At 62.4% G+C, this 20471-nt stretch carries 18 protein-coding genes; 11 read left to right on the top strand and 7 right to left on the bottom strand.

Annotated features, from left to right (window positions below; genetic code table 11):
* The first annotated feature begins 1 nt into the window (after position 1).
* From PHS32_RS05715 to PHS32_RS05700, 4 genes are all read left to right on the top strand, one after another.
* Positions 2-694 carry a DUF1345 domain-containing protein gene (locus PHS32_RS05715; protein WP_301077919.1) on the top strand — a complete coding sequence of 231 codons (693 nt, stop codon included), beginning with the start codon at positions 2-4 and terminating at the stop codon, positions 692-694.
* 195 nt (positions 695-889) lie between these two features.
* Positions 890-1798 carry a polysaccharide pyruvyl transferase family protein gene (locus PHS32_RS05710; protein ID WP_301077918.1) on the top strand — a complete coding sequence of 303 codons (909 nt, stop codon included), beginning with the start codon at positions 890-892 and terminating at the stop codon, positions 1796-1798.
* A gap of 213 nt (positions 1799-2011) precedes the next feature.
* Positions 2012-3259 carry an AAA family ATPase gene (locus PHS32_RS05705; protein ID WP_301077917.1) on the top strand — a complete coding sequence of 416 codons (1248 nt, stop codon included), beginning with the start codon at positions 2012-2014 and terminating at the stop codon, positions 3257-3259.
* Positions 3256-4968 carry an AAA family ATPase gene (locus PHS32_RS05700; protein WP_301077916.1) on the top strand — a complete coding sequence of 571 codons (1713 nt, stop codon included), beginning with the start codon at positions 3256-3258 and terminating at the stop codon, positions 4966-4968. Before PHS32_RS05705 ends, PHS32_RS05700 begins: the two co-directional genes overlap by 4 nt.
* Positions 4969-5021: 53 nt before the next feature.
* Here the strand turns inward: PHS32_RS05700 and PHS32_RS05695 are convergent, their stop codons facing one another.
* Together PHS32_RS05695 and PHS32_RS05690 are read right to left on the bottom strand one after the other, a co-directional pair.
* Entirely contained in the window at positions 5022-8006 is a 2985-nt protein-coding gene (locus PHS32_RS05695) for an L-glutamate gamma-semialdehyde dehydrogenase (RefSeq protein WP_301077915.1), read from the bottom strand.
* A 125-nt stretch (positions 8007-8131) separates the two neighbouring features.
* A complete protein-coding gene (locus PHS32_RS05690; RefSeq protein ID WP_301077914.1) occupies positions 8132-8575 on the bottom strand; it encodes an Lrp/AsnC family transcriptional regulator in 444 nt (147 codons plus the stop codon).
* 137 nt (positions 8576-8712) lie between these two features.
* Here PHS32_RS05690 and PHS32_RS05685 point away from each other — a divergent pair, with 137 nt between their 5' ends.
* The 7 genes from PHS32_RS05685 to PHS32_RS05655 all read left to right on the top strand — a co-directional run bounded on the left by PHS32_RS05685 (position 8713) and on the right by PHS32_RS05655 (position 15788).
* Positions 8713-9894: a KamA family radical SAM protein gene (locus tag PHS32_RS05685; RefSeq protein ID WP_301077912.1), complete on the top strand. Its 1182-nt coding sequence runs from the start codon at positions 8713-8715 to the stop codon at positions 9892-9894.
* A gap of 62 nt (positions 9895-9956) precedes the next feature.
* Positions 9957-10994, top strand: coding sequence for a zinc-binding dehydrogenase (locus PHS32_RS05680; RefSeq protein WP_301077911.1), 1038 nt, complete (start codon positions 9957-9959; stop codon positions 10992-10994).
* 134 nt (positions 10995-11128) lie between these two features.
* Positions 11129-12217: a hypothetical protein gene (locus tag PHS32_RS05675; RefSeq protein ID WP_301077910.1), complete on the top strand. Its 1089-nt coding sequence runs from the start codon at positions 11129-11131 to the stop codon at positions 12215-12217.
* On the top strand, positions 12214-13767 hold the full coding sequence (locus tag PHS32_RS05670; protein WP_301077909.1) for a lysine 5,6-aminomutase subunit alpha: 1554 nt from the start codon (positions 12214-12216) through the stop codon (positions 13765-13767). Before PHS32_RS05675 ends, PHS32_RS05670 begins: the two co-directional genes overlap by 4 nt.
* Positions 13760-14554 carry an OAM dimerization domain-containing protein gene (locus tag PHS32_RS05665; protein ID WP_301077908.1) on the top strand — a complete coding sequence of 265 codons (795 nt, stop codon included), beginning with the start codon at positions 13760-13762 and terminating at the stop codon, positions 14552-14554. The genes PHS32_RS05670 and PHS32_RS05665 overlap by 8 nt, the downstream gene beginning before the upstream one ends.
* Complete coding sequence (locus PHS32_RS05660) at positions 14551-14958, top strand: hotdog domain-containing protein (protein WP_301077907.1); 408 nt, start codon at positions 14551-14553, stop codon at positions 14956-14958. The genes PHS32_RS05665 and PHS32_RS05660 overlap by 4 nt, the downstream gene beginning before the upstream one ends.
* A gap of 11 nt (positions 14959-14969) precedes the next feature.
* Positions 14970-15788 (top strand): 3-keto-5-aminohexanoate cleavage protein, encoded by an 819-nt coding sequence (locus PHS32_RS05655; protein WP_301077905.1) that lies wholly within the window; start codon positions 14970-14972, stop codon positions 15786-15788.
* Here the strand turns inward: PHS32_RS05655 and PHS32_RS05650 are convergent.
* The 5 genes from PHS32_RS05650 to PHS32_RS05630 are packed head-to-tail and all read right to left on the bottom strand — an operon-like array spanning position 15775 to position 20413.
* Positions 15775-16641 (bottom strand): DMT family transporter, encoded by an 867-nt coding sequence (locus tag PHS32_RS05650; protein WP_301077904.1) that lies wholly within the window; start codon positions 16639-16641, stop codon positions 15775-15777. The genes PHS32_RS05655 and PHS32_RS05650 overlap by 14 nt on opposite strands.
* A complete protein-coding gene (locus PHS32_RS05645) occupies positions 16642-18060 on the bottom strand; it encodes a DcaP family trimeric outer membrane transporter (protein WP_301077903.1) in 1419 nt (472 codons plus the stop codon).
* A gap of 29 nt (positions 18061-18089) precedes the next feature.
* Positions 18090-18827, bottom strand: coding sequence for an amino acid ABC transporter ATP-binding protein (locus PHS32_RS05640; RefSeq protein ID WP_301077902.1), 738 nt, complete (start codon positions 18825-18827; stop codon positions 18090-18092).
* Entirely contained in the window at positions 18824-19612 is a 789-nt protein-coding gene (locus tag PHS32_RS05635; RefSeq protein WP_301077901.1) for an amino acid ABC transporter permease, read from the bottom strand. The genes PHS32_RS05640 and PHS32_RS05635 overlap by 4 nt, the downstream gene beginning before the upstream one ends.
* A 36-nt stretch (positions 19613-19648) precedes the next feature.
* A complete protein-coding gene (locus PHS32_RS05630; RefSeq protein WP_301077900.1) occupies positions 19649-20413 on the bottom strand; it encodes an ABC transporter substrate-binding protein in 765 nt (254 codons plus the stop codon).
* Positions 20414-20471 lie beyond the last annotated feature (58 nt).

Raw genomic sequence — 20471 nt, 5'->3', positions numbered from 1 at the left:
CATGCCACAAACCCCTGTTCATCCGCACCAGTCGAAACCCTTGCTGGTGCGTCTGGTGCTGGCTCGTCCCCGACTTCTGCTGTGTCTCGTCATTGGCCTGGCAACGGCATGGCTGCTGCCGCCGGCGCTGGCGCAACAAACAATTACAAAAGCCATCATCGGCTGGAACGTAGGTGCCTGTCTGTACCTGCTGCTGGCGGCCCGCATGATGTTCTGGTCGACGCACGAGAGGATGCGCGTGCGCGCCCTGCAACAGGACGAAGGCCGGATTCTGGTGCTGGTGCTGGTGGTCAGCGCAGCGCTGATGTGCCTGGGGGCCATCGTGGCCGAACTGGCCGTGGTGAAGAATATGCAGGGCTCGCTGCGCTATCTGCACATGGCGCTGGCGGCGCTCACCATTGTGTCATCCTGGGCCTTCACGCAAGTGATGTTTGCCTTGCACTATGCGCATGACTATTACGCCACGGAAATTCATGGCGAGCACGGCGGGCTGGACTTTCCGGGCGGCCACCGGCCGGACTACGGCGACTTCCTGTATTTCGCCAGCGTCATCGGCACCTCGGGGCAAACCGCCGATGTCAGCTTCACCAGCCGCAAGATGCGCAGAACCGGGACGGTGCACTGCGTGCTGGCATTCTTCTTCAACACCACCCTGGTCGCACTGACCATCAATATTGCCTCTGGTCTGTTCTGAGCGCTGTTGGCGACCGAAGGCCCGACTGGCGCTTCGGCTTCTACCAATTTCAATCTTTACCCCGGCTTTATAGACCGGACACCTGAGCGCAACGTCGCCTTTTGACACTGGCGGCATGCAGTTAACAACAAGAAAACACGCTGTTCATTTTGCGGCCCGTGCCAACGTGGCCCCGCCGACCCAGGGAGGTAAGCCATGGTCTTGAAATACTGTCACATTGCCGGTGGCAATTTCGGCGACGATCTGAATGCCCTGATCTGGCCCAGCCTGTTTCCCGATCTGGCCAAGCTGCAGGGAAGAACCGTCTTCTACGGCGTCGGCACCCTGCTCGACGGCCGGCACGACAAGCGCAAGAAAAAGGTGGTGCTGGGCAGTGGCATCGGGGAGGCCAACAGCGCCCTGTCCGACCCCAACTGGGATTTCCGCTGGGTCCGCGGCCCGCGTTCGGCGCGCGAATTCAAACTCTCCAAGGAACTCGCGCTGGGTGACCCGGCCTGGCTCTGGCGCGAGCTGCAAGCCGGTGCTGACGGACAGGGGGCCATCGGGCTGATACCGCACTACGCCACCTGGGACAGCTACGACTGGGCCGACGTGGCGGCCGACGCCGGCATGGTCGCCATCAATCCGAGGCAGGCACCGGCCGCGGTCACGGCACAAATGCGCGCTTGTTCGCGCATCCTGTCCGAATCGCTGCACGGCGCGGTCTGCGCCGACGCCATGGGTATTCCCTGGTCCGCCTGCGTGCTGGCGCATCGCTTCAACGATTTCAAATGGAAAGACTGGCTGGACACGGTGCAGCGCCCCTTCGCGCCCCTGGTGATGGACCGGCCACTGGTCAGAACCATTCGCCGCTCCAAGGCGCTGGCGAACCGGTTGGCACGCTGGACAAATTACCGCCGCGCCACCAGTTATCCGGCACTGCGCCCGGTCGCTCCGGCCACGGCCGAAGATGCCAGGCGCGTCTCCGAAACGTTGTACCGCTATGGCCGCGACGAAGCCAAATTCACTTGCAGCAAACCTTCCGATGTGGCGCGGCAAAGAGACCGGATGATGGCGGCCTGTGCCGACTTCGCGAAAGACTACCAGCTGCGCTTCACGCCGTAAAACAGACGCTACGGCCCTCAAGGCAATAGCGCCTCGCGGATAGAAAAATAAAGCACCACAAAACACTCTATCCAGTCGCCCTACCCGGTTAATTTCATTCGCAACCGGCCCGGAAGGGAACATGAATCCCCCGCTGCCTATCCCCCAATTGGCGCGTGAGTAGTTGTGGGAGGATTGTGGCATCGGAAACAAATACGTTGTTATTGACGTACGTTGAAATACACGTACAATGACACTTCCGTATATCAAAGCCGTCGCACTATGAAACCGAATCCAGGTGGCATTCTTCAGCTCGACGACATCGTCGGACGTGAGTCAGTCGTTGCTTACTTGCAATCAACTCTTGACCAGCAAAGCATTTTGCTTACGGCGGAGAGGCGAACAGGCAAAACCCACGTCCTCGAAAAATTTAAAGCCACCGCGCCAGCCAACTGGGCCGTCATCAAACGCGACATTGGCGCCATTCGCAGTGCGCCCGAGTTTGTGCATTACGTCATGGCAGACATCTACCCGCACCTGGAAACCAAAACCAATTTCCGAAACTGGTTGCAAGGACTGGGAGAACAGCTGGGTGGCACACAAATTGGCCCCATCAAATTGCCCAATTTTGCAGCCAGGCAATGGAAGCAGGTGCTAGAAGATGCCATTGCGCATCTTGACGATATCAGCGCCATCGAGCGGGTTGTCTTCCTGTGGGACGAACTACCCTGGATGTTGGAGATCATTGCCAAGACAAACCCCCAAGAAGCCATGGAATTGCTGGACACCTTGCGCGCCCTGCGACAGCAGCATGCGAACAAAATCCGCATGGTGTTCACGGGTTCACTGGGCTTGCACCACATTGTGCGGGATCTCAAGGAACAGGGCTACAACAACACGCCTGTAAACGACATGCTATCGATCGAAGTGGGGCCGCTCGCGCTGGTCGACGCGACTGCGCTGGTGCAACGCCTGTTCACCGACAACAGCCTGACAGCAGCAGCGCAAGACCTCTTTGAGGAGACTGCCAGTGCGTTGGACTGCATTCCTTTTTACATCCACCACGTCGTCTCAGCGCTGCTGAAAAACCCGGCATCGTGGGGGCAAGCTGTCGATATGCAAACTGTGAACGCAGTGATCAGCCATGGCATTCACTCCAGCGACAACCCTTGGGATTTACAGCACTATGAGGAGCGGACCCTGGCCTACTACGGAAAACAGCGTGCCAAGTGTCTGGCCCTGCTCGATGTTGTGGCGTCCAGCGCAGGCCCACAGTCAATCGCCGAAACTGTCAAACGCGCCAGAGCTGCCTATCCCCTGGTTGAGCAGCAGCAGTGGATGGAACTGTTGCGCCTACTGGAACGCGACCATTATTTTTTGCGCCATGCGAATGGCGAGTTTGGCTTCAAGTTCACTGTCGTCAAGCGTTGGTGGGTGTGGCATCGCAGTCTTGCGATCACCCTGACTGGAGCTGACGAATGAGTACCTCAACAAGAGCCAAGACCAGCATCCCCACACTGACCCAGAAGACTCTGTATCTGTCGCATTTCACACCCAGCTTGATGGCCCCGGAAACTCTGGAAACCATGTTGGTGCAGCGCGAACCCCTCCTTACCCGCTGCCTGGACAACGTGATCGAGAGCCTTCGCACCGGCAGCAGCCATCACACCTTGTTTGTCGGACCCAGGGGCATCGGCAAAACCCACCTGATCTCTCTGCTGCACCACCGCTTGACAAAGAGCAAGGAAGCCAACGCCAAAACCCTGATCGCCTGGATGCGCGAAGAGGAGTGGGGTGTGACGAGTTTTTTTGAACTCGTGCTGCGCATCTTGCGCACGCTGGACGCCAGCTATCCCCAACTAGAAATCGATGAACGCACCAGTCCGCTCTATGAACTGCCTCTGAAAGAGGCGGAAAAACTGGCGGAGTCCATCTTGCTGGATGTGCTGGGCAGAAAACGCCTTATCGTTTTACTGGAAAACTTGGACGACCTCTTCGAGCAACTCGGTGACCAAGGCCAAAAGGCTTGGCGCGCCTTCATTCAGAACCACAACAATATGGTGCTGGTGGGCACAACGCCGTCCCTGTTTGCGGGCGTGAGTTTGCACAAGTCCGCTTTCTATGGCTTCTTTGATATTGAGCCACTGAAGGAATTGGAGTTTGAAGACGTCGTCAGCCTGCTGGGAAAAATTGCCGTGGAGCGGGGCGACGCAAATCTGGCCGCCTTCATTGACGCACCAGAGGGCCGCGCCCGTATCAGAGCCGTGCACCACCTTGCCGAGGGCAACCCCCGCATCTACATCATCTTCGCCCAATTTTTGAGCCGGGAAGCATTGGATGAGCTGGTCCCGGCTTTCATGCACACCCTGGATGAGTTGACGCCCTACTACCAGGCACGCATGAAAGAGCTGTCGGGCCAGCAACGTAAGATCGTTGAGTACTTGGTGAACTACCGGGGTGCCGCGCCGGTCAAGCAAATTGCCAAGTCCTGCTTCATCACGCAACAGACTTGCTCCAGCCAGCTCAAGCAACTCAAGGAGAAGCGCTATGTGCGCTCCATCGAGCAAGGACGCGAGAGCTATTACGAACTCTGCGAGCCGCTTATGCGACTGTGCATGGAGGTGAAGAAGCAGCGCGGTGAACCGATCAGTCTGTTTGTCGATTTTTTGCGGATTTGGTATACCACAACGGAACTGGCAACCTTGTTAAGAAACCCTGCGACGCTAAGATTGGTTGAGAAAAGGCACTTGGAAAGAGCACTGACGCTGGCCTGTGACCCCAGTTCCGACCCAAAAACTGTTGTGATTGAGAAGGCACTGGAAATTGCCATCCAAAACGGTGGCCCCATACAGATCTTCCAACTTCTAGAAGAATTCGACTCCGTCAGCAACAATACAAGCGTCGCCTGGGTCAGAGGTTCAATCAGTGTACTCAGAGCAACAATGAAACGCGCCGGGCAAGCACGCCTGGACCCCAAAACTCTCCCAAAGGATTTTGAAGACGCATCTATTCAAGAAAAGTTCAACCGCAAAGCCCTAGACGCGATATTCGACGTATTGCGGATTCTCAGGACAGAGCCAGGAAACAGGACGCTGCTCACGTTGGCCAGGGAAGAACGTAAGGGACTAGAAAACCTTGCAGACCAGTTGGACAAGTATCGGCTCAAAACAGCCGTGCGGACCGCAACTTGATACACCTTCAATTGCAGGACAATCGGCGGTAACCGACGTGCTCTAAAGCCAGTTCACCCCGCCAGCAGCGCCGCGTTGCCCCCTGCCGCCGTGGTGTTGACGGTGATGGTCTGCTCGGCGCAGAAGCGGTACAGGTAGTGCGGGCCACCGGCTTTCGGGCCGGTGCCCGACAGGCCTTCGCCGCCGAACGGCTGCACGCCCACGACAGCGCCGATCTGGTTGCGGTTGATGTAGACATTGCCGATGTGGGCTTGGCGCGCCAGTGCCTGGGCGCGGCTGTCGATGCGGCTCTGGATGCCCAGCGTCAGGCCATAGCCCAGCGCGTTGATCTGCTCGATCACCGCCATCGGGTCGCCGCTCCAGCGCACGATGTGCAGCACCGGGCCGAAGATCTCCTGCCGCATGTCGGCGATAGCGTTGATCTCGAAGGCTTGCGGCGGGATCAGATTGGGGACTGGCCCGGTGGCCGCCACCGCAGCATTGCCGGCAGCCAGCAGCGGTCTGGCCTCCTTGCGCAAACGCAGCAGCTGTTGCCCGATGCCGTCAAAAGCTTCCCGGTCGATCACCGGGCCGACGTCGGTCGCCAGGTCGGCCGGGTCGCCGCTGACCAGTTCCTGGGCGGCGCCGCGGATCATCTCGATCACGTGGTCGGCAATTTCGGCGTGCAGGCACAGCAGGCGCAGCGCCGAGCAACGCTGGCCGGCGCTGCGAAAAGCCGATTGCATGACGGCGTCGCTGACCTGCTCGGGCAGCGCCGTGCTGTCCACCAGCATGGCGTTGATGCCGCCGGTCTCGGCAATCAGCGGCACGATGGCGCCGTCCTTGGCGGCCAGCGCACGCTGGATGATTTTGGCGACCGCGGTGGAGCCGGTGAAGACCACGCCGGCGACACCGGGAGCCGCCACCAGCGCGGCACCCACTGTTTCGCCCGGGCCGTGCAGCAGTTGCAGCACGCCTTCGGGCACGCCGGCCGCGTGCAGCAATTTCACCGCTTCCAGCGCCACGCCTGGGGTTTGCTCGGCCGGTTTGGCCAGCACGCTGTTGCCGGTGACCAGGGCCGCCGCCACTTGCCCGACAAAAATGGCCAGCGGGAAGTTCCAGGGGCTGATGCAAACCCAGGGGCCGCGCGCTATCAGGCGCAACTCGTTCGATTCGCCGGTGACGCCAAGCGTCACGCCGTCGGACTGCCCCGGCAGCGCGATGGGCGCCATGATGCGCTGGGCCTCGTGAGCGTAGTAACGCATGAAGTCGACCGCCTCGCGCACTTCGGAGACCGCGTCACCCCAGGTCTTGAACGCTTCCTTGACCAACAAGGCACTGAATTGGGGCAACTGGTTTTCCAGCGCGTCAGCGGCACGGCGCAGCATGGCGGCGCGCTCGTTCACCGCTGTCTTGCGCCAGGTTTTGTAACCATCGGCGCTGGTCGCCATGACGCTGCCCAGCAAGGCGGTGTCGAAGGCGGGAACCGTTGGCACCGGCACCGTCTGGTAAGCGCTCAGCAGGGGAGCGCGCATGGGCTCTACCGTCAGATCGAGTCCGGCGCTGTTTTGGCGCGCGGCACCGAACAGCTTGGGCGGCAGCGGCAACGACGAGTCGGGCTCCAGACGCAGCGGGGAAATCAGCAAATCGTGCGTGTCCACCGACGCGTCGGCCAGTTGGTGCACGAAGGACGAGTTGGCGCCGTTTTCCAGCAGGCGGCGCACCAGGTAGGCCAGCAAATCCTTGTGAGCGCCGACCGGGGCGTAGACGCGGCAGGCCAGCAAGGGGTTCTTCAGGACTTCGCGGTAGACCCCCTCGGCCATGCCGTGCAGGCGCTGCAACTCGAACGGTGCGCCGCTCTTGGCACCCATTTGCACGATGGCGGCAATGGTGCCGGCATTGTGCGTGGCGAATTGCGGGTAGATCGCATCGGGCGCGTCCAGCAGGCGGCTGGCGCAGGCCAGGTAGGCAACGTCGGTGTGGTGCTTGTGGGTGAACACCGGGTAGGCGCAGAGGCCCAACTCTTGCGCGCGCTTGATCTCGGCGTCCCAGTAAGCGCCCTTGACCAGGCGGCACATCAAGCGGATCTTGTGGCGCCGCGCCAGGGCGATCACGTGGTCTATCAGTTCCAGCGAGCGCGTCTGGTAGGTCTGCATCGCCAGGCCAAAGCCGCCCCACGCCGGAAAGTGTTGTGCCACCTGGGCCACCAGCGCCTCGAACACGACCAGCGACAACTCCAGCCGGTCGACTTCTTCCGAGTCCATCGTCAAGTTGATGTTGGCGCGCGCCGCCTGCTGGCACAGCCCCCAGACGCGCGGCACCAGCTCCGCCAGCACGCGCTCCATTTGCGCGTCCTCGTAGCGCGGATGCAGTGCGCTGAGCTTGATCGAGATGCCGTCATTGGACTCGCAGGCCACGCTCTTGTCGCTGTTGGCGGCGATGGCCGCAATGGCGTTCTGGTAGCTGCTCAGGTATTTGAGGGCATCGGCCGTGGTCCGCGCCCCCTCGCCCAGCATGTCATAGCTGTAGCGCAGGTTGTTCATCTTGCGCTTGGCGCTGGCGGCTTCGTCCATCGCCTCGGCCATGGTCTGACCGAGCACGAACTGGCGCCCCAGCAACTGCACGGCGCGCAGGGTCGCGGCCACCACCGAGCGCGCCCCCAACTTGGCAAACAGGCCGGTCGGCGCTTCGCTGTCGGGCAAAAACTTCTTGCTCATCGCAATCGCCGTGCTGGACAGGCGCGCCAGCGTCTTGTCGCCGGCACTGTGGAAGTCGGCCCGCCCCAGTTGATCGGCGGTAAGGGCAATGGCGGTCTCGGCATCGGGCACGCGCAGCAAGGCTTCGGCCAGACGCATCAAGGCCAGGCCCTCGGCGCTGGAGATGGGGTACTCCTGGAGCAGGCTCTCCAGCGCCCAGAACGGCGGCGGGTTGCTGCGCACGGCCTGCACCCAGGGTGTCGCGACCCGGGCGGCGGCGGCCCAGTCCAGGGCGTGTGCGAGGGAGCCAAGGCACCTGGAGACGACTTCGGCTTCGGGACGGTAGGGAATAGGCAGGCGCAAGTTGATCTCCGGCAAATTGATATAGATCGCTATGATCTCGCCTTAATCAGCGAATTACTCGCCAAATAAGTGTGAATTTATAGCCATTTATTCGACAGTCGGGCCTGATCGCGGTGACCGAAAGCTTACTCCGGGCGCTCCAGCTTGGTCGACAACAGGATGGTCGAGAAGGTATCGACCACGCCCTTGACGGCGCGGACCCGGTCCAGCACGGCATCGAGTTCGTGTGTCGATTCGGTCGACAGCATGGCGCACAGATCGTAGCGGCCGCTGACCGAATACAGCTTGAAGATTTCGTGGCGTTTGGAGAGCGCCCGCACCACCTCGGGCTCCATTTTCGACTCGATCGAAATCAACACCATGGCGCGGATGTCGGGCGCCGAGCGGGCCCGCGTCACACCGACCGTGTAGCCGGTGATGATGCCGCCGTCTTCCAGCGCTTTCAGCCGCAACTGGACCGTGCTGCGCGAGCAGCCCAGCGCCTTGGCCAGGCGCACCACCGGCAGGCGGGCGTTGACCTTGAGCAGCGCTATCAGTTGGCGATCCAGGGTGTCCAGAGAGGTGGCCATGGGCGTGTCAGGCAATTTGCATCAAAGACCAGCATTGTGACTTAAATTGACATGCAAATTCAGTCAGTTTGCCAATTTCCGTCGGCCGCACCGGTTCCTAAACTTGACCTCGACCACACCGCCCCTGGGGAAATCAAATGCTGCAAAAAGTCGACTTCAATCCGGCCAGGAAACTGCTGACGCGCGAGGCCCTGGACGCCTACGACCCGGAAGCGGAATCCTGGCAAAAGCAGTTTGCCCGCCGCTACACCCACCACGGGGAACTCAGCGGCGTACTGAACAGAATCGAAAACGTCAACGAAACCGTTTACAACAAGTTCGCCGTCTCGATCACGCCCTACATGGCCAAGCTGATGGACCGCGACGACCCCAACTGCCCGATCCGCATGCAGTACCTGCCCTCGCACCATGAAGAAAGCAAAGCCGGCTTTGCCACCTCGCTGGACGAACTGGGCGAGGAAGGCGACACCATCCCCGGAACCAGCGTGGTGCACCGCTATCCGCGCCGCGTGCTGTTTCTGGTTTCCAACACCTGCGCCACGCTGTGCCGCTTCTGTACCCGCAAGCGCATGGTCTCGCAGCCGGCCGGTTCGGTCGCCAAGGACCAGATCGAGGCCTCGATCGCCTACATTGCCGGCAACAAGAATATCGACGACGTGCTGCTGTCCGGCGGCGACCCGCTGACCTTCACCGACGAGCGTCTCGATTACATCCTGGGCGAGCTGCGCCGGCGCGCCCCGCACGTGCGCTTCCTGCGCATCGGTTCGCGCATGGTGGTGCAGTTGCCAACCCGCGTCACGCCGGAGTTGTGTGCCGTGCTGGAAAAGCACCGGGTGCAAATGCTCAATATCCACATCGACCATCCCAAGGAAATCACGCCGTTGCTGCGCCAGCGCGTCAAGCTGATCCAGAAGGCCGGTGTCATGATGGGTCTGCAGACGGTCTGCCTGAAAGGCATCAACGACAGTGTCGAGGTGATGCGCGAACTGTTCATGCAGAGCATCGAGATGGGCGTGCGCCCCTACTACGTCTATTCGACCGACATGGTGGAAGGCGCGCACCACTTCATCGTGCCGCACCGGCGCATGCTGGAACTCTACGAAGGCCTGCGCGGCTGGATCAGCGGGCCGGCGGTGCCGACCTTCATCGTCGACGGCATGGGCGGCCTGGGCAAGTTGCCCATCATTCCCAGTTATGTGCGCGAGGAAGTGCTGCCGGACGGTAGCGGCACCACCATCAAATGCCGCAACTACAAAGGCATGACGGTGGAGATGCCGGGCCTAGGCCAGGACTTCAGCCTGCCGACGCAAAGCAATTGAAGGCGGGCGACCCGTGCGCATTGGCTAAAAATGACCGGAACCGGCCGTAACATCGAGACACCATGAAACAAGGATCCCCCTACGGCACGCACCGCGTGCTGGAACCGCAGGGCGTGCTGCCGCAGGGCGCCTGGAAGATCGACAACACGATGGAAATTTTCGACAACGAAGTTTTGATCGACGTCGCGGCGCTCAACATCGACGCCGCCAGCTTCACGCAGATCAAGCAGGAGGCGAACGGGGACGCGGCCAGGGTCGCGGAAATCGTGCTGGACATCGTGGCGCGGCGCGGCAAGATGCACAACCCGGTGACCGGCTCCGGCGGCATGCTGATCGGCACGGTGCTGGAGATCGGCCCGGCACTGGCGACGAAATGCGACCTCCGGGTCGGCGACAAGATCGCCACGCTGGTGTCGCTGTCGCTCACCCCCTTGCGCATCGATCGGATCAGCAAGGTTCAGCTGCACCAGGATCGGATCGAGATCAAGGGCCGGGCCATCCTGTTCGAAACCGGTCTCTACGCCAAACTGCCGCCGGACATTCCCGAGAACCTGGCGCTGGCCATTCTGGACGTTGCCGGCGCACCGGCGCAAACCGCCCGTCTGGTGCAGCCCGGTGACACGGTGCTGGTGATCGGCGGTGGCGGCAAGTCCGGCACGTTGTGCATTTTTGAGGCCCGCAAACACGCCGGGCCAAGCGGCTGCGTCATCGGCGCCTCACCGTTCGAGCAGGATTGCCAGCGCATGAAAGCGCTGGGCTGGGTCGACCACGCTCTGCAGGTCGATGCCACCGACGCCTTGGCCTTGATGCAGGCGGTTGCCGCCGTCACGCAGGGCCGGATGGCCGATGTGGTGATCAACTGCGTCAACATCCCGAACACCGAGATGGGCAGCATCCTGAGCACGCGCGAAGGCGGAAAAATCTATTTCTTCTCCATGGCCACCAGTTTCACGGCCGCCGCACTGGGTGCCGAAGGCGTCGGCAAGGACGTGGAAATGATCGTCGGCAACGGCTATGCCAGAGGCCACGCGGAATTCGCGCTGGCTTTGCTGCGCGAGAGCGTGACACTGCGCCAGTTGTTCCAGGAGCGCTATGTTTAGGGAAGCAAGTCATAGCGAAAGTGCCGCCTGTGTGGCCTGTGTGAATAGCCTGGGCGCTCCCGCTGTCATGCCGGACATGATCCGGCATCCACGGCGGTGAACTGGATTGCGGGTCGAGCCCGCAATGACACCCCGTGACAAACCCACTTTGGCACTCCATTCAAACTCAGGGGCTGAGCACCGTCTCGGTCATGGGGATGAGCAAGAACACCGGCAAGACCGTGGCGCTGAACCATTTGCTGGCGCTGGCCGCCAACGCCGGGACGACGGTCGGCGTGAGTTCCATCGGACGCGACGGCGAAGACCGCGATCAGGTCTTCTTCATTCCCAAACCACCGATCCGGGTCTGGCCGGGAACCCTGGTCGCCACCGCCAGCGCCACCTTGGCTCGCGCCAAAGTGCGCTGCCAGCGGCTGGCCTCGACCGGCATCGCCAGCGCCATGGGCGAGATCGTCATCGTCAAGGTGCTGGACCGCGGCGAAATGGAAATCGCCGGTGCCTGCCATGGCACCGATCAGCGCAAAGTCATCAGCCAACTGCAGCAATGCGGCGCGGCCCTGGTGCTGCTGGACGGAGCGCTGGGGCGCAGCCACCATGCCTCGCCGGCCATAGCCGATGGCGTAGTCCTGGCCACCGGCGCCGCCATCGGTGGCGGCATGCTGGACGTGATTCGAAAGACGCGCAACCGGCTCGCCATCCTGGGCATTGCGCCGGCGGACGAGGCAACGCGGGCTCGCTGCGCGCCGCTCTTTGCCAGCGCTGGCGTGGCGCTCTGGAACCGGCAGGGCGAACTGCTGTTGCACCGCCCCATCGCCACCCTCAGCGCCGCCGCGACGCTGCTGCAACATGCCGATGCCGAACTCGGCACCATCGCGCTCAGCGGCGCCGTCGGGCGCGTGCTTTGGCAGGCCCTGCGGATTCTGGCAACGCGTCATCCGGGCCTGACGGTGGTGGTGGCCGACGGCAGCAAGCTGTTCATCGAACATGCCGATCTGCTCGCCTTCCAGAAACTGGGGGGCCGGTTGCTGGCCTGGCGCGGCATCCACATCGTCGGCATCACCCTCAACCCCTGCTCCCCGCTGGGAGCCAGCTTCGCGGCGGAACAGTTTCTGGTGGCGGCACGCCAGGCGTTTGCGGGCCATGCGGTCAGCGACGTCGTATGGGAAGAAAACAAGACCGTGCCGGACAGCTCAGTCCGCACTCCATTGAAAGAAATCAGATGAGTCAGTTGCTGTTGGACCAGGCCCAGATCGAGCGCGCGCGCGACTCGGCGCGGCGTATTGCGCGTCAGGTGTTCGATGAGATGAGCCAGTTCACCACCACCACCGTGGAGCGCGCCACCTTGCGCCTGCTGGGCATCGATGGCGTGGATGAAATGGGGGTGCCGCTGCCGAACCGTGTCATCGCTCACTTGCAGGAACAGAAGATCCTGCAGCACGGTGCCACTACGGCGCTGGTCCAGGCAATGCAGGACAGGGGCTGGACCGCGCAGCAGGTGGCCGAGGCGGTGGCGGGCGGAACACTGACACTGACCCGCGCCAAAGATGAAACCGCCGCCCGCGGCACGGCACAAGCGCTGGCCCACGCCAGTTGCCAGCAGATCGCCGCCCAGCGCGCCCAGCGCGCTGCCCAACTCAAGTCATTGGGCCAGGGCCGCTTTCCCTGGCTCTACCTGATCGTCGCCACCGGCAACATCCATGAGGATGTGGTGCAGGCGCGCGCCGCCGCCGAACAGGGCGCCGACATCATTGCGGTGATTCGCTCCACCGGCCAAAGCCTGCTGGACTATGTACCTTACGGCGCCACCACGGAGGGCTTCGGCGGCACCTACGCGACGCAGGAGAACTTCCGCCTGATGCGCGCCGCACTGGACCAGGTCGGCGCCAAAGTCGGCCGCTACATCCGGCTGACCAATTACTGCTCGGGCCTGTGCATGCCGGAAATCGCCGCCATGGGCGCCATGGAGCGGCTCGACGTGATGCTCAACGACTCGATGTACGGCATCATCTTTCGCGACATCAACATGCAGCGCACCTTCATCGACCAGTTCTTCTCGCGCATGGTCAACGCCTTTGCCGGCATCATCATCAACACCGGCGAAGACAACTACCTGACCACCGCCGACGCCTATGAGGCGGCGCACACGGTGCTGGCCTCGCAGCTGATCAACGAACAGTTCGCTTACCTGTCGGGACTGAAACCGGAGCAGATGGGCCTGGGCCACGCCTTCGAGATCGACCCCGGCATGGAAAATGGTTTCCTGTGGGAACTGGCGCATGCGCAACTGGCGCGCCAGGTCTTTCCGCAGGCGACGCTCAAGTACATGCCGCCGACCAAGCACATGACCGGCAACATCTTCAAGGGCCAGGTGCAGGACGCGCTGTTCAACGTCGCCAGCTGCGTCACGCAGCAGAACATCCACCTGCTGGGCATGATGACCGAGGCGATCCATACGCCGTTCATCCAGGACCGCTTCCTGGCGATCCAGAACGCCAGGTACGTCTTCAGCACCATGAAGGACTTGCACAGCGAGATCGAGTTCAAACGCGGCGGCCAGATCGAACAGCGGGCGCAATACGTGCTGACGCAGACCGAACAGATGCTGGCCGAGATCGAGCGCATGGGACTGGCGGCGGCGATCGGAAAGGGCATGTTTGCCGAGATCTCGCGCACACCCACCGGCGGCAAGGGGCTGGACGGCGTGCTGCAAAAAGCCGATGACTACTACAACCCGTTCCCGCAACTGATGTTGGAAGGAGCTTCCAATGTCTGAATTCGAACGGCCCGAACAATGGGTAAAACCCTACGGGGACACCCTGAACGACGGCCGCGTACAGCTTTCGTTCACGCTGCCGGTGCCCCTGGATGAAACCGCCAAGGAAGGTGCCAAGCGGCTGGCGGCGCAGATGGGTCTGGAGGAGCCGGCCGTGGTGCACGCCGAGGACATGGGCCAGGGATTCAGCTTTTTTGTGCTCTACGGGCAATGCAAACACCAGATTGATCTGTCCACTTTGCTGGTCGCCAAGCCGGACTATGAAGTGCTGGACAAGGACGCCATCGACCAGTTGATTGCGGAAGAAATGGGCCGCCGCATGGTGGTCATCGGCGCCACCATAGAGACCGACGCCCATACGGTGGGCATAGACGCCATCATGAACATGAAGGGCTTCAACGGCCACAAGGGCCTGGAGAGCTACCACCAGATGCGGGCCATCAATCTGGGGGCCCAGGTCGACTCGGAAGACCTGGTGGCGCGCGCCATCGAGGAGCAAGCCGACGTCATCCTGGTCTCGCAAGTGGTGACGCAAAAGAACATCCACCTCGACAATCTGACCAAGCTGTGCGACCTGCTGGAGGCCGAGGGACTGCGCGACCGGGTGATCCTGATCGTCGGCGGACCGCGCATCAGCCACGAACTGGCCAAGGAACTGGGCTACGACGCGGGCTTCGGCAGCAAGACCTACGCCGAGGATGTGGCATCCTTTGCCATCCACGAATGGATAAATAGACGAGGCACCCCTGTGGCGCCTTTGGCGCCTGCCCCTGGAGAACTGAAATGACCACAGCCCCCGAAATCAGCAGTCTGATCCGTCTGCGCATCAGCGCGCACGACGCCCACTACGCCGGCGACCTGGTTGATGGCGCCAAGATGCTGCAACTGTTCGGCGACGTCGCCACCGAGCTGCTGATCCGCAGCGATGGCGATGAGGGCTTGTTCGTGGCCTACGACAGCGTCGAGTTTCTGGCGCCGGTGCATGCCGGGGACTACATCGAGGCCAGCGGCCGCATCGTGGCCATGGGCCAGACCTCGCGCAAGATGGTGTTCGAGGCCCGCAAGGTGATCCAGTCTGCTGGCATTGCAGATCAGGCCTCGGCCGCCGACCTGCTGGCCGCGCCCATCATGGTCTGCCGGGCGTCGGGCACCTGCGTGGTGCCGGCGAACTGCCAACGCATCAAGCGCTAAGCTCACTCATCATGCAAAAACTCATCATCACCGCGGCGCTGACCGGCGCCGAAGTCACCCGCGCGCAGCAACCGGCGCTACCCATCACGCCGGAGGAGATTGCCGTCGCCGCCGAGGAATGCGTGAAGGCCGGCGCCGCCATGGTGCACCTGCACGCCCGCCATGCCGACGGCAGCCCGACGCAGGACAAGGAAACCTACCGGCAAATCATCGCCGCCATTCGCCGGCGCTGCGACGTCATCGTTCAGGTCTCCACCGGCGGCGCCGTCGGCATGACGCCACAAGAGCGCCTGGCACCGGTGACGCTGGCGCCCGAGATGGCGACGCTGTCCATGGGCTCGGTGAATTTCGGCGACGACGTCTTCATGAACCATCCGGCCGACATGGAAGTCTTCGCCCGGGCCATGCAGGAGATGGGCGTGAAACCGGAACTCGAAATCTTCGACTCCGGGATGCTCAGCACCGCCAGCCGCTGGCTGAAAAAAGGCTTGCTCAAAAGCCCACTGCATGTCGACTTTGTGCTGGGTCTGGCCGGCGGCATGGCCGGCACGCCGCAAGCGCTGCTGTACCTGACCCAGCAGTTGCCGGCCGGCTCAAGCTGGAGCGTCGCTGGCATCGGCCCTGCCCAGTTGCCACTGGGCACGCTGGCGATCCTGCTGGGCGGCCATGTGCGCGTCGGCTTCGAGGACAACATCTATTACCGCAAGGGCGAACTGGCCAGCAGCAACGCCCAGCTGGTGGCGCGCATGGCCCGCATCAGCCAAGAGCTGGGTCGCGAAGTCGCCACGCCCAGCGAGGCGCGCGCCCTGCTGGGCCTCAAGCCGCTTTGATTTGCGAGATGACGACGCCTGAGACGATCAGCGCACCGCCCAGCAGCGCGCGTCCGCTCATCGTCTCATTGATCCACCAGACCGCCGTCAGGGCGGCAAAGACCGGCTCCAGGCCATAGACGATGGCCGCCTCCACCGCACGCACCCGGTGCTGGCCCCAGGCCTGCAGCCAGACCATCACGGCACTGGCCAGCACCCCCAGGTACAGCAAGACCCAGCCGTGATTCTGGCTGCGCGACCACAGGTCGCCCCAGGAGGCCGGCTCCAGCGTGCTGAAGCCCAGGCTTGCCAGCAACACCATGACGCCGGACTGCACCAGTGCAATGCGGGCCGGGCGCAGCGCCGTCTTGGCGCGGGCGCTGAACTCGAACATCAGCACATAGACGGCATAGACGAAAGCGCTCAGCAGGGTCAGGCTGTCGCCGCGCGACCAGGGCGCCTGTTCGTAGAAAAGACCGCCCAGGCCCAGCACCCCCAGCGCAGCCCCCAGCAGCAAGGGCCAAGCCAGGCGTTGCCCCAGAAAATAAGCCAGCAGGGGCACGATCAGAACATTCAGACCGGTGACGAAGGCATTGCGGTTGCTGCTGGTTTGCGCCAGCCCCGAGACCTGCAGATAGAACGCGCAAAACAGCACGCTGCCGATCGCCAGGCCCCAGCGCAGCTCGGCCCAGCTCAGTCCGCGCAGCAGGGGCAACAGCACCAGGCTGGCGATGGCGAAGCGCAAGAGAATGATCTCCAGCGCGCCAAACTGAGCGCTGATCTGCTTCATCACCGGGAAGGTGGTGCCCCACACCAGCGTCACCAGCAGCAGCGCGGCCAGCCCCAGCCGGCGCGCCCGAACGCCCGCCAGCACCTAGTTGAAGTAGTACTTGGCCGACAGGTTCACACGCGACAGGTCGCCTTTCTGGCCGGCCAGGGTTTCGCGTTGCCCGAAGATGTACTCGGCACCGAAATCGACGCTCTTGATCGGGTTGTAGATGAAGCCGACATGCGCCTGGTAGATGCTGCGGTTGATGCCGTACTGGCCCACATCCAGACCATTGGCCGTGGCAAACGCGGTGTAGGCGTTGTCATAGTTGCGCTGCGCCCCCAGCACGAAATTGGCGCGCCAGCTGTCGCTGGCCTTGTACTGGTAGCCGACCACCAGGCCCAGCACTTTTTCCAGCAGGATGTTGCTGCCGTCAAAGGCGGCGCCCTCGACGCCGTTGAAGTAGCGGCCAATGCCTTCGCCGTAGGTCAGAGCCAGGCTGAGGAAGTCCTTGGCATCGCGCATTTTCACGAAAGCGGTGGTGCCCAGGCCATAGCCGCGCTTGGACAGATCCATGCCGGCGCCGTCGTTGACCCGGAACTCCTGGCTGATGCCGCGCAGGCTCATGGCACCCCAGTCGAAGCTCTTGTCCCAGCGTGCCACCAGATCCGGCATCTTGGAGAAACCTTGCAGCACCGGACTGCCGGTGTTGTCCAGCATGTAGCTGACCGAATTCTCCAGCGCCACGGTAAAGGTGCCGGAATCCTTGGTGTTGTAGGCGTAGCGAATTTGCGGCTGGCGAATGGAGGTGGAGCCGATGGGGCCGTTGAAGTCGACGGTCTCCGGCGAGTTGTCCAAGTCCATGAAGGTGGACCAGGTCTGCCCGATCAGCAAGCCACCGAACTGGCCATAGCCCTGGCGCAGACGGAAGTTGTAGGAGTTGGTCCAACCCTGGGTGTAGATATTGCCGGCGGAACCGTTCACGGCGGAGTTGCCGGTGCGCGGCTCGTTGTTGAAGTCGCCTTCGATCTTGATGCCCAGCGGGCCGTAAGCGGTTGGGGTGGAGGCTTCCAGCCCGAAGCGGGTGGTGCGCGCCGTCAGGTAGCTGACGCCGTTGCGTGTCGTGCTGCCGTTGATCGGCGCGTACTGGATGGCGGTGGAGTAATCGTTGCCCGAGTTGTCACCCTTGAATTCCTTCACCGCATTGAGCTCGGCAAAACCATAGATGCGCAGCGAGGTCTCGGACCCCGGCAAGCGGAAGCTGTTGCCGATGTCGCCCAGCACCACGGCATCTTTTTGCTTGATTTCGAGCTGCTCGATGCGCTCCGTGACGGCGTTGCTGGCGGCCGGCGCCGCGGTGGCAGCAGCAGGTGTTGCGGACTGCGCCTTGAGCGCATTGAGTTCCTGGCGCAAGCGTTGGATTTCCTGACGCATCTCGTCAAAGTCGGCCTTGGTCTGACCAAAAGCCGGCAGGCTCAGCACGCCGGCAGCCAATAGCGCAAGGGTGGTTGTCGATACTTTCATTGTTGTCTCCAGTAAAAATAAACTAAAAATCAGTGACTGACCTGGCCCAGGAAAGCCCGCACGCGGGCACTCTCCTGGGCGCCAAAAAAGATTTCGGGCGGCGCATCCTGCGCCACCTGCCCCTGGTCCAGAAACAGGATGCGGTCGGCCACTTCGCGGGCAAACCCCATCTCATGGGTGACGATGATCATGGTCATGCCCGACTGGGCCAACTGCTTGATGACGTCCAGCACTTCCTTGACCATTTCCGGGTCCAGCGCCGAGGTCGGCTCATCGAACAGCATGACCTTGGGGCTCATCGCCAGCGCCCGTGCAATCGCCACTCGTTGCTGCTGCCCGCCGGACAGCGCAAACGGGTACTTGTGCGCATGCTCTTCCATGCCGACGCGCGTCAGCAGTTCCATGGTGCGCTGGTTGGCCTCGCCGCGCGGCGTCTTGCGCACCCGGCGCTGTGCCAGCGACACGTTGTCCAGCACCGAGAGGTGCGGAAACAGGTTGAACTGCTGGAACACCATGCCCAGCTCGCGCCGCAAGGCATCCAGATGCTTGAGGTCGTCGTCGACCTCGATGCCGTCGACCACGATGCGGCCCGAGTCGTGCCGTTCCAGCCGGTTGAGCATGCGCAGCAAGGTGCTTTTGCCGGAGCCCGAAGCGCCCAGAATGGCGCTCACCTGACCGGCCGTGAAGTGGGTGCTGACGTCGCGCAGTACATGGTGCGGGCCGAAGTGCTTGTTGACCTTCTCGATCGTGATCAGGGCTGAACTCATGGCTGGCGCCCCTCCACGTCGTAGCGCCGCTCGACGGCACCGGAGATCTGCGTCATGACGGTGGTGAGAATCAAATACACCAGGGCGGTCGTGATCAGCGTCGGCAGGGGCTGAAAGGTGGCCGCCTGAATACGGTTGCCGACGTTGGTCAGTTCCACCACACCGATGGCATAGGCCAGGGAAGAGTCCTTCAGCAAGGCCACCGTGTTGTTGACCAGCGGCGGCAGGGCGACCTTGAAGGCCTGCGGAAAAGTCACATCCAGGAAGGTATACCAACTCGACATGCCCAGCGAGCGGGCCGCCTCGATCTGGCCTTTGGGCACCGCCAGCAAGCCGCTGCGGATGGCTTCGGCGTTGTAGGCGCCGACGTTGAACGCCAGCGCGACGCAGGCCGAGGTGAAATCGTCCAGCCTGAGCGCCGGCACCAAGGTCGGCAACGCCAGGAACACGAACAGGATCTGCACCAGCAACGGTGTGCCGCGCATGATCCAGATGTACAGGGAAGCCAGCCAGCGCAGCGGCATCACGCGCGAAGTGCGCCCCAGCGCGGCCAGCACGCCGATCAGGATGCCCGACAGGCCGGCGACCAAGGTCAGCTCGACCGTGACGCGCGTGCCATCGGCAAAGTACTGGGCGTTGTTGCCGATCGGCTCCGGTGCCATGGCCATCGGGATGGCCATCAACCACAACAGCAAAACCAGCAGCACGCTGGCCACTGCAATGGTGGCGCTGGAGCGCTGCTGGCGGCTCCAGCTCTGTGGCCATTCAGGAAGAGCGAGTTTCACTTGGCTGATCCGGCTTGGGCAAGGTTCGCGCGCCGCTTAGCGGCAGCGTACGTCTTCGTTGAAGTATTTCTTCGACAGGGCGGCATAACTGCCATCCGCCATGACTTCGGCCAGGGCCTTGTTATAGCCTTGCACCAGCGAGCTGTTGCCCTTGCCGACAGCGGCGGCAATGCGTTCCACAAACACGAAGTCGCCCAGCTTCATGCCGGCGTTGGGATTGGAAGCAATGGCAATGGCGGCGACGAATTTGTCGGTCACCCAGGCATCGACGCGCTTGGTCAGCAAGGCGCCGCGGGCGTCGGTATCCTGCGGAAAGTTCTTCACTTCCTTGACGCCGGTGAGCTTCTTGACGTTATCCAGGTAAGTGGTGCCGGTTTGCACCGAGACGGTCTTGCCGTTCAGGTCCGCCACCCGGTGAATGGCCGGGTCCAGCGACACGATGGCGCCGCCCGAGCAGTAGTGCGGATCGGCAAAGGTGACGGCCTTGGCACGCTCTTCCGTGATGCCATGCGAGGCGATCACCAGGTCCCAGCGGTCCTGCCGCAAGCCGGCCAGCAAGGCATCGAAGCCCAGCGCCTTCCACTCGATGGTGACACCCATCTTCTTTGCCACCAGCTCGGCCAGCTCAACTTCGAAACCGCTCAGTTTGGCACCCTGAAAAAAATTGAAGGGGGCGAACTGACCCTCGGTGGCGATATTGATCTTGCCGTCTTTTTTGACGTCCTCCAGACTTCGGGCCTGTGCCGTGAAGGCACTGGCCAGCAGCAAGCCCAGCAAGGCCCATTTCTTGATTCGTTTCATCGCAGTCTCCTGTTGTGGTTGATTGAGCAAAAAAATTCGGCTACGGCAAACTCGCCGT

The sequence above is a fragment of the Rhodoferax sp. genome (genome assembly GCF_028714215.1).
Classification (GTDB): Bacteria; Pseudomonadota; Gammaproteobacteria; order Burkholderiales; family Burkholderiaceae_C; genus Rhodoferax.
The sequence above is the reverse complement of the archived record's forward strand: the minus strand, read 5'-3'. Positions and strand labels throughout refer to the sequence as shown.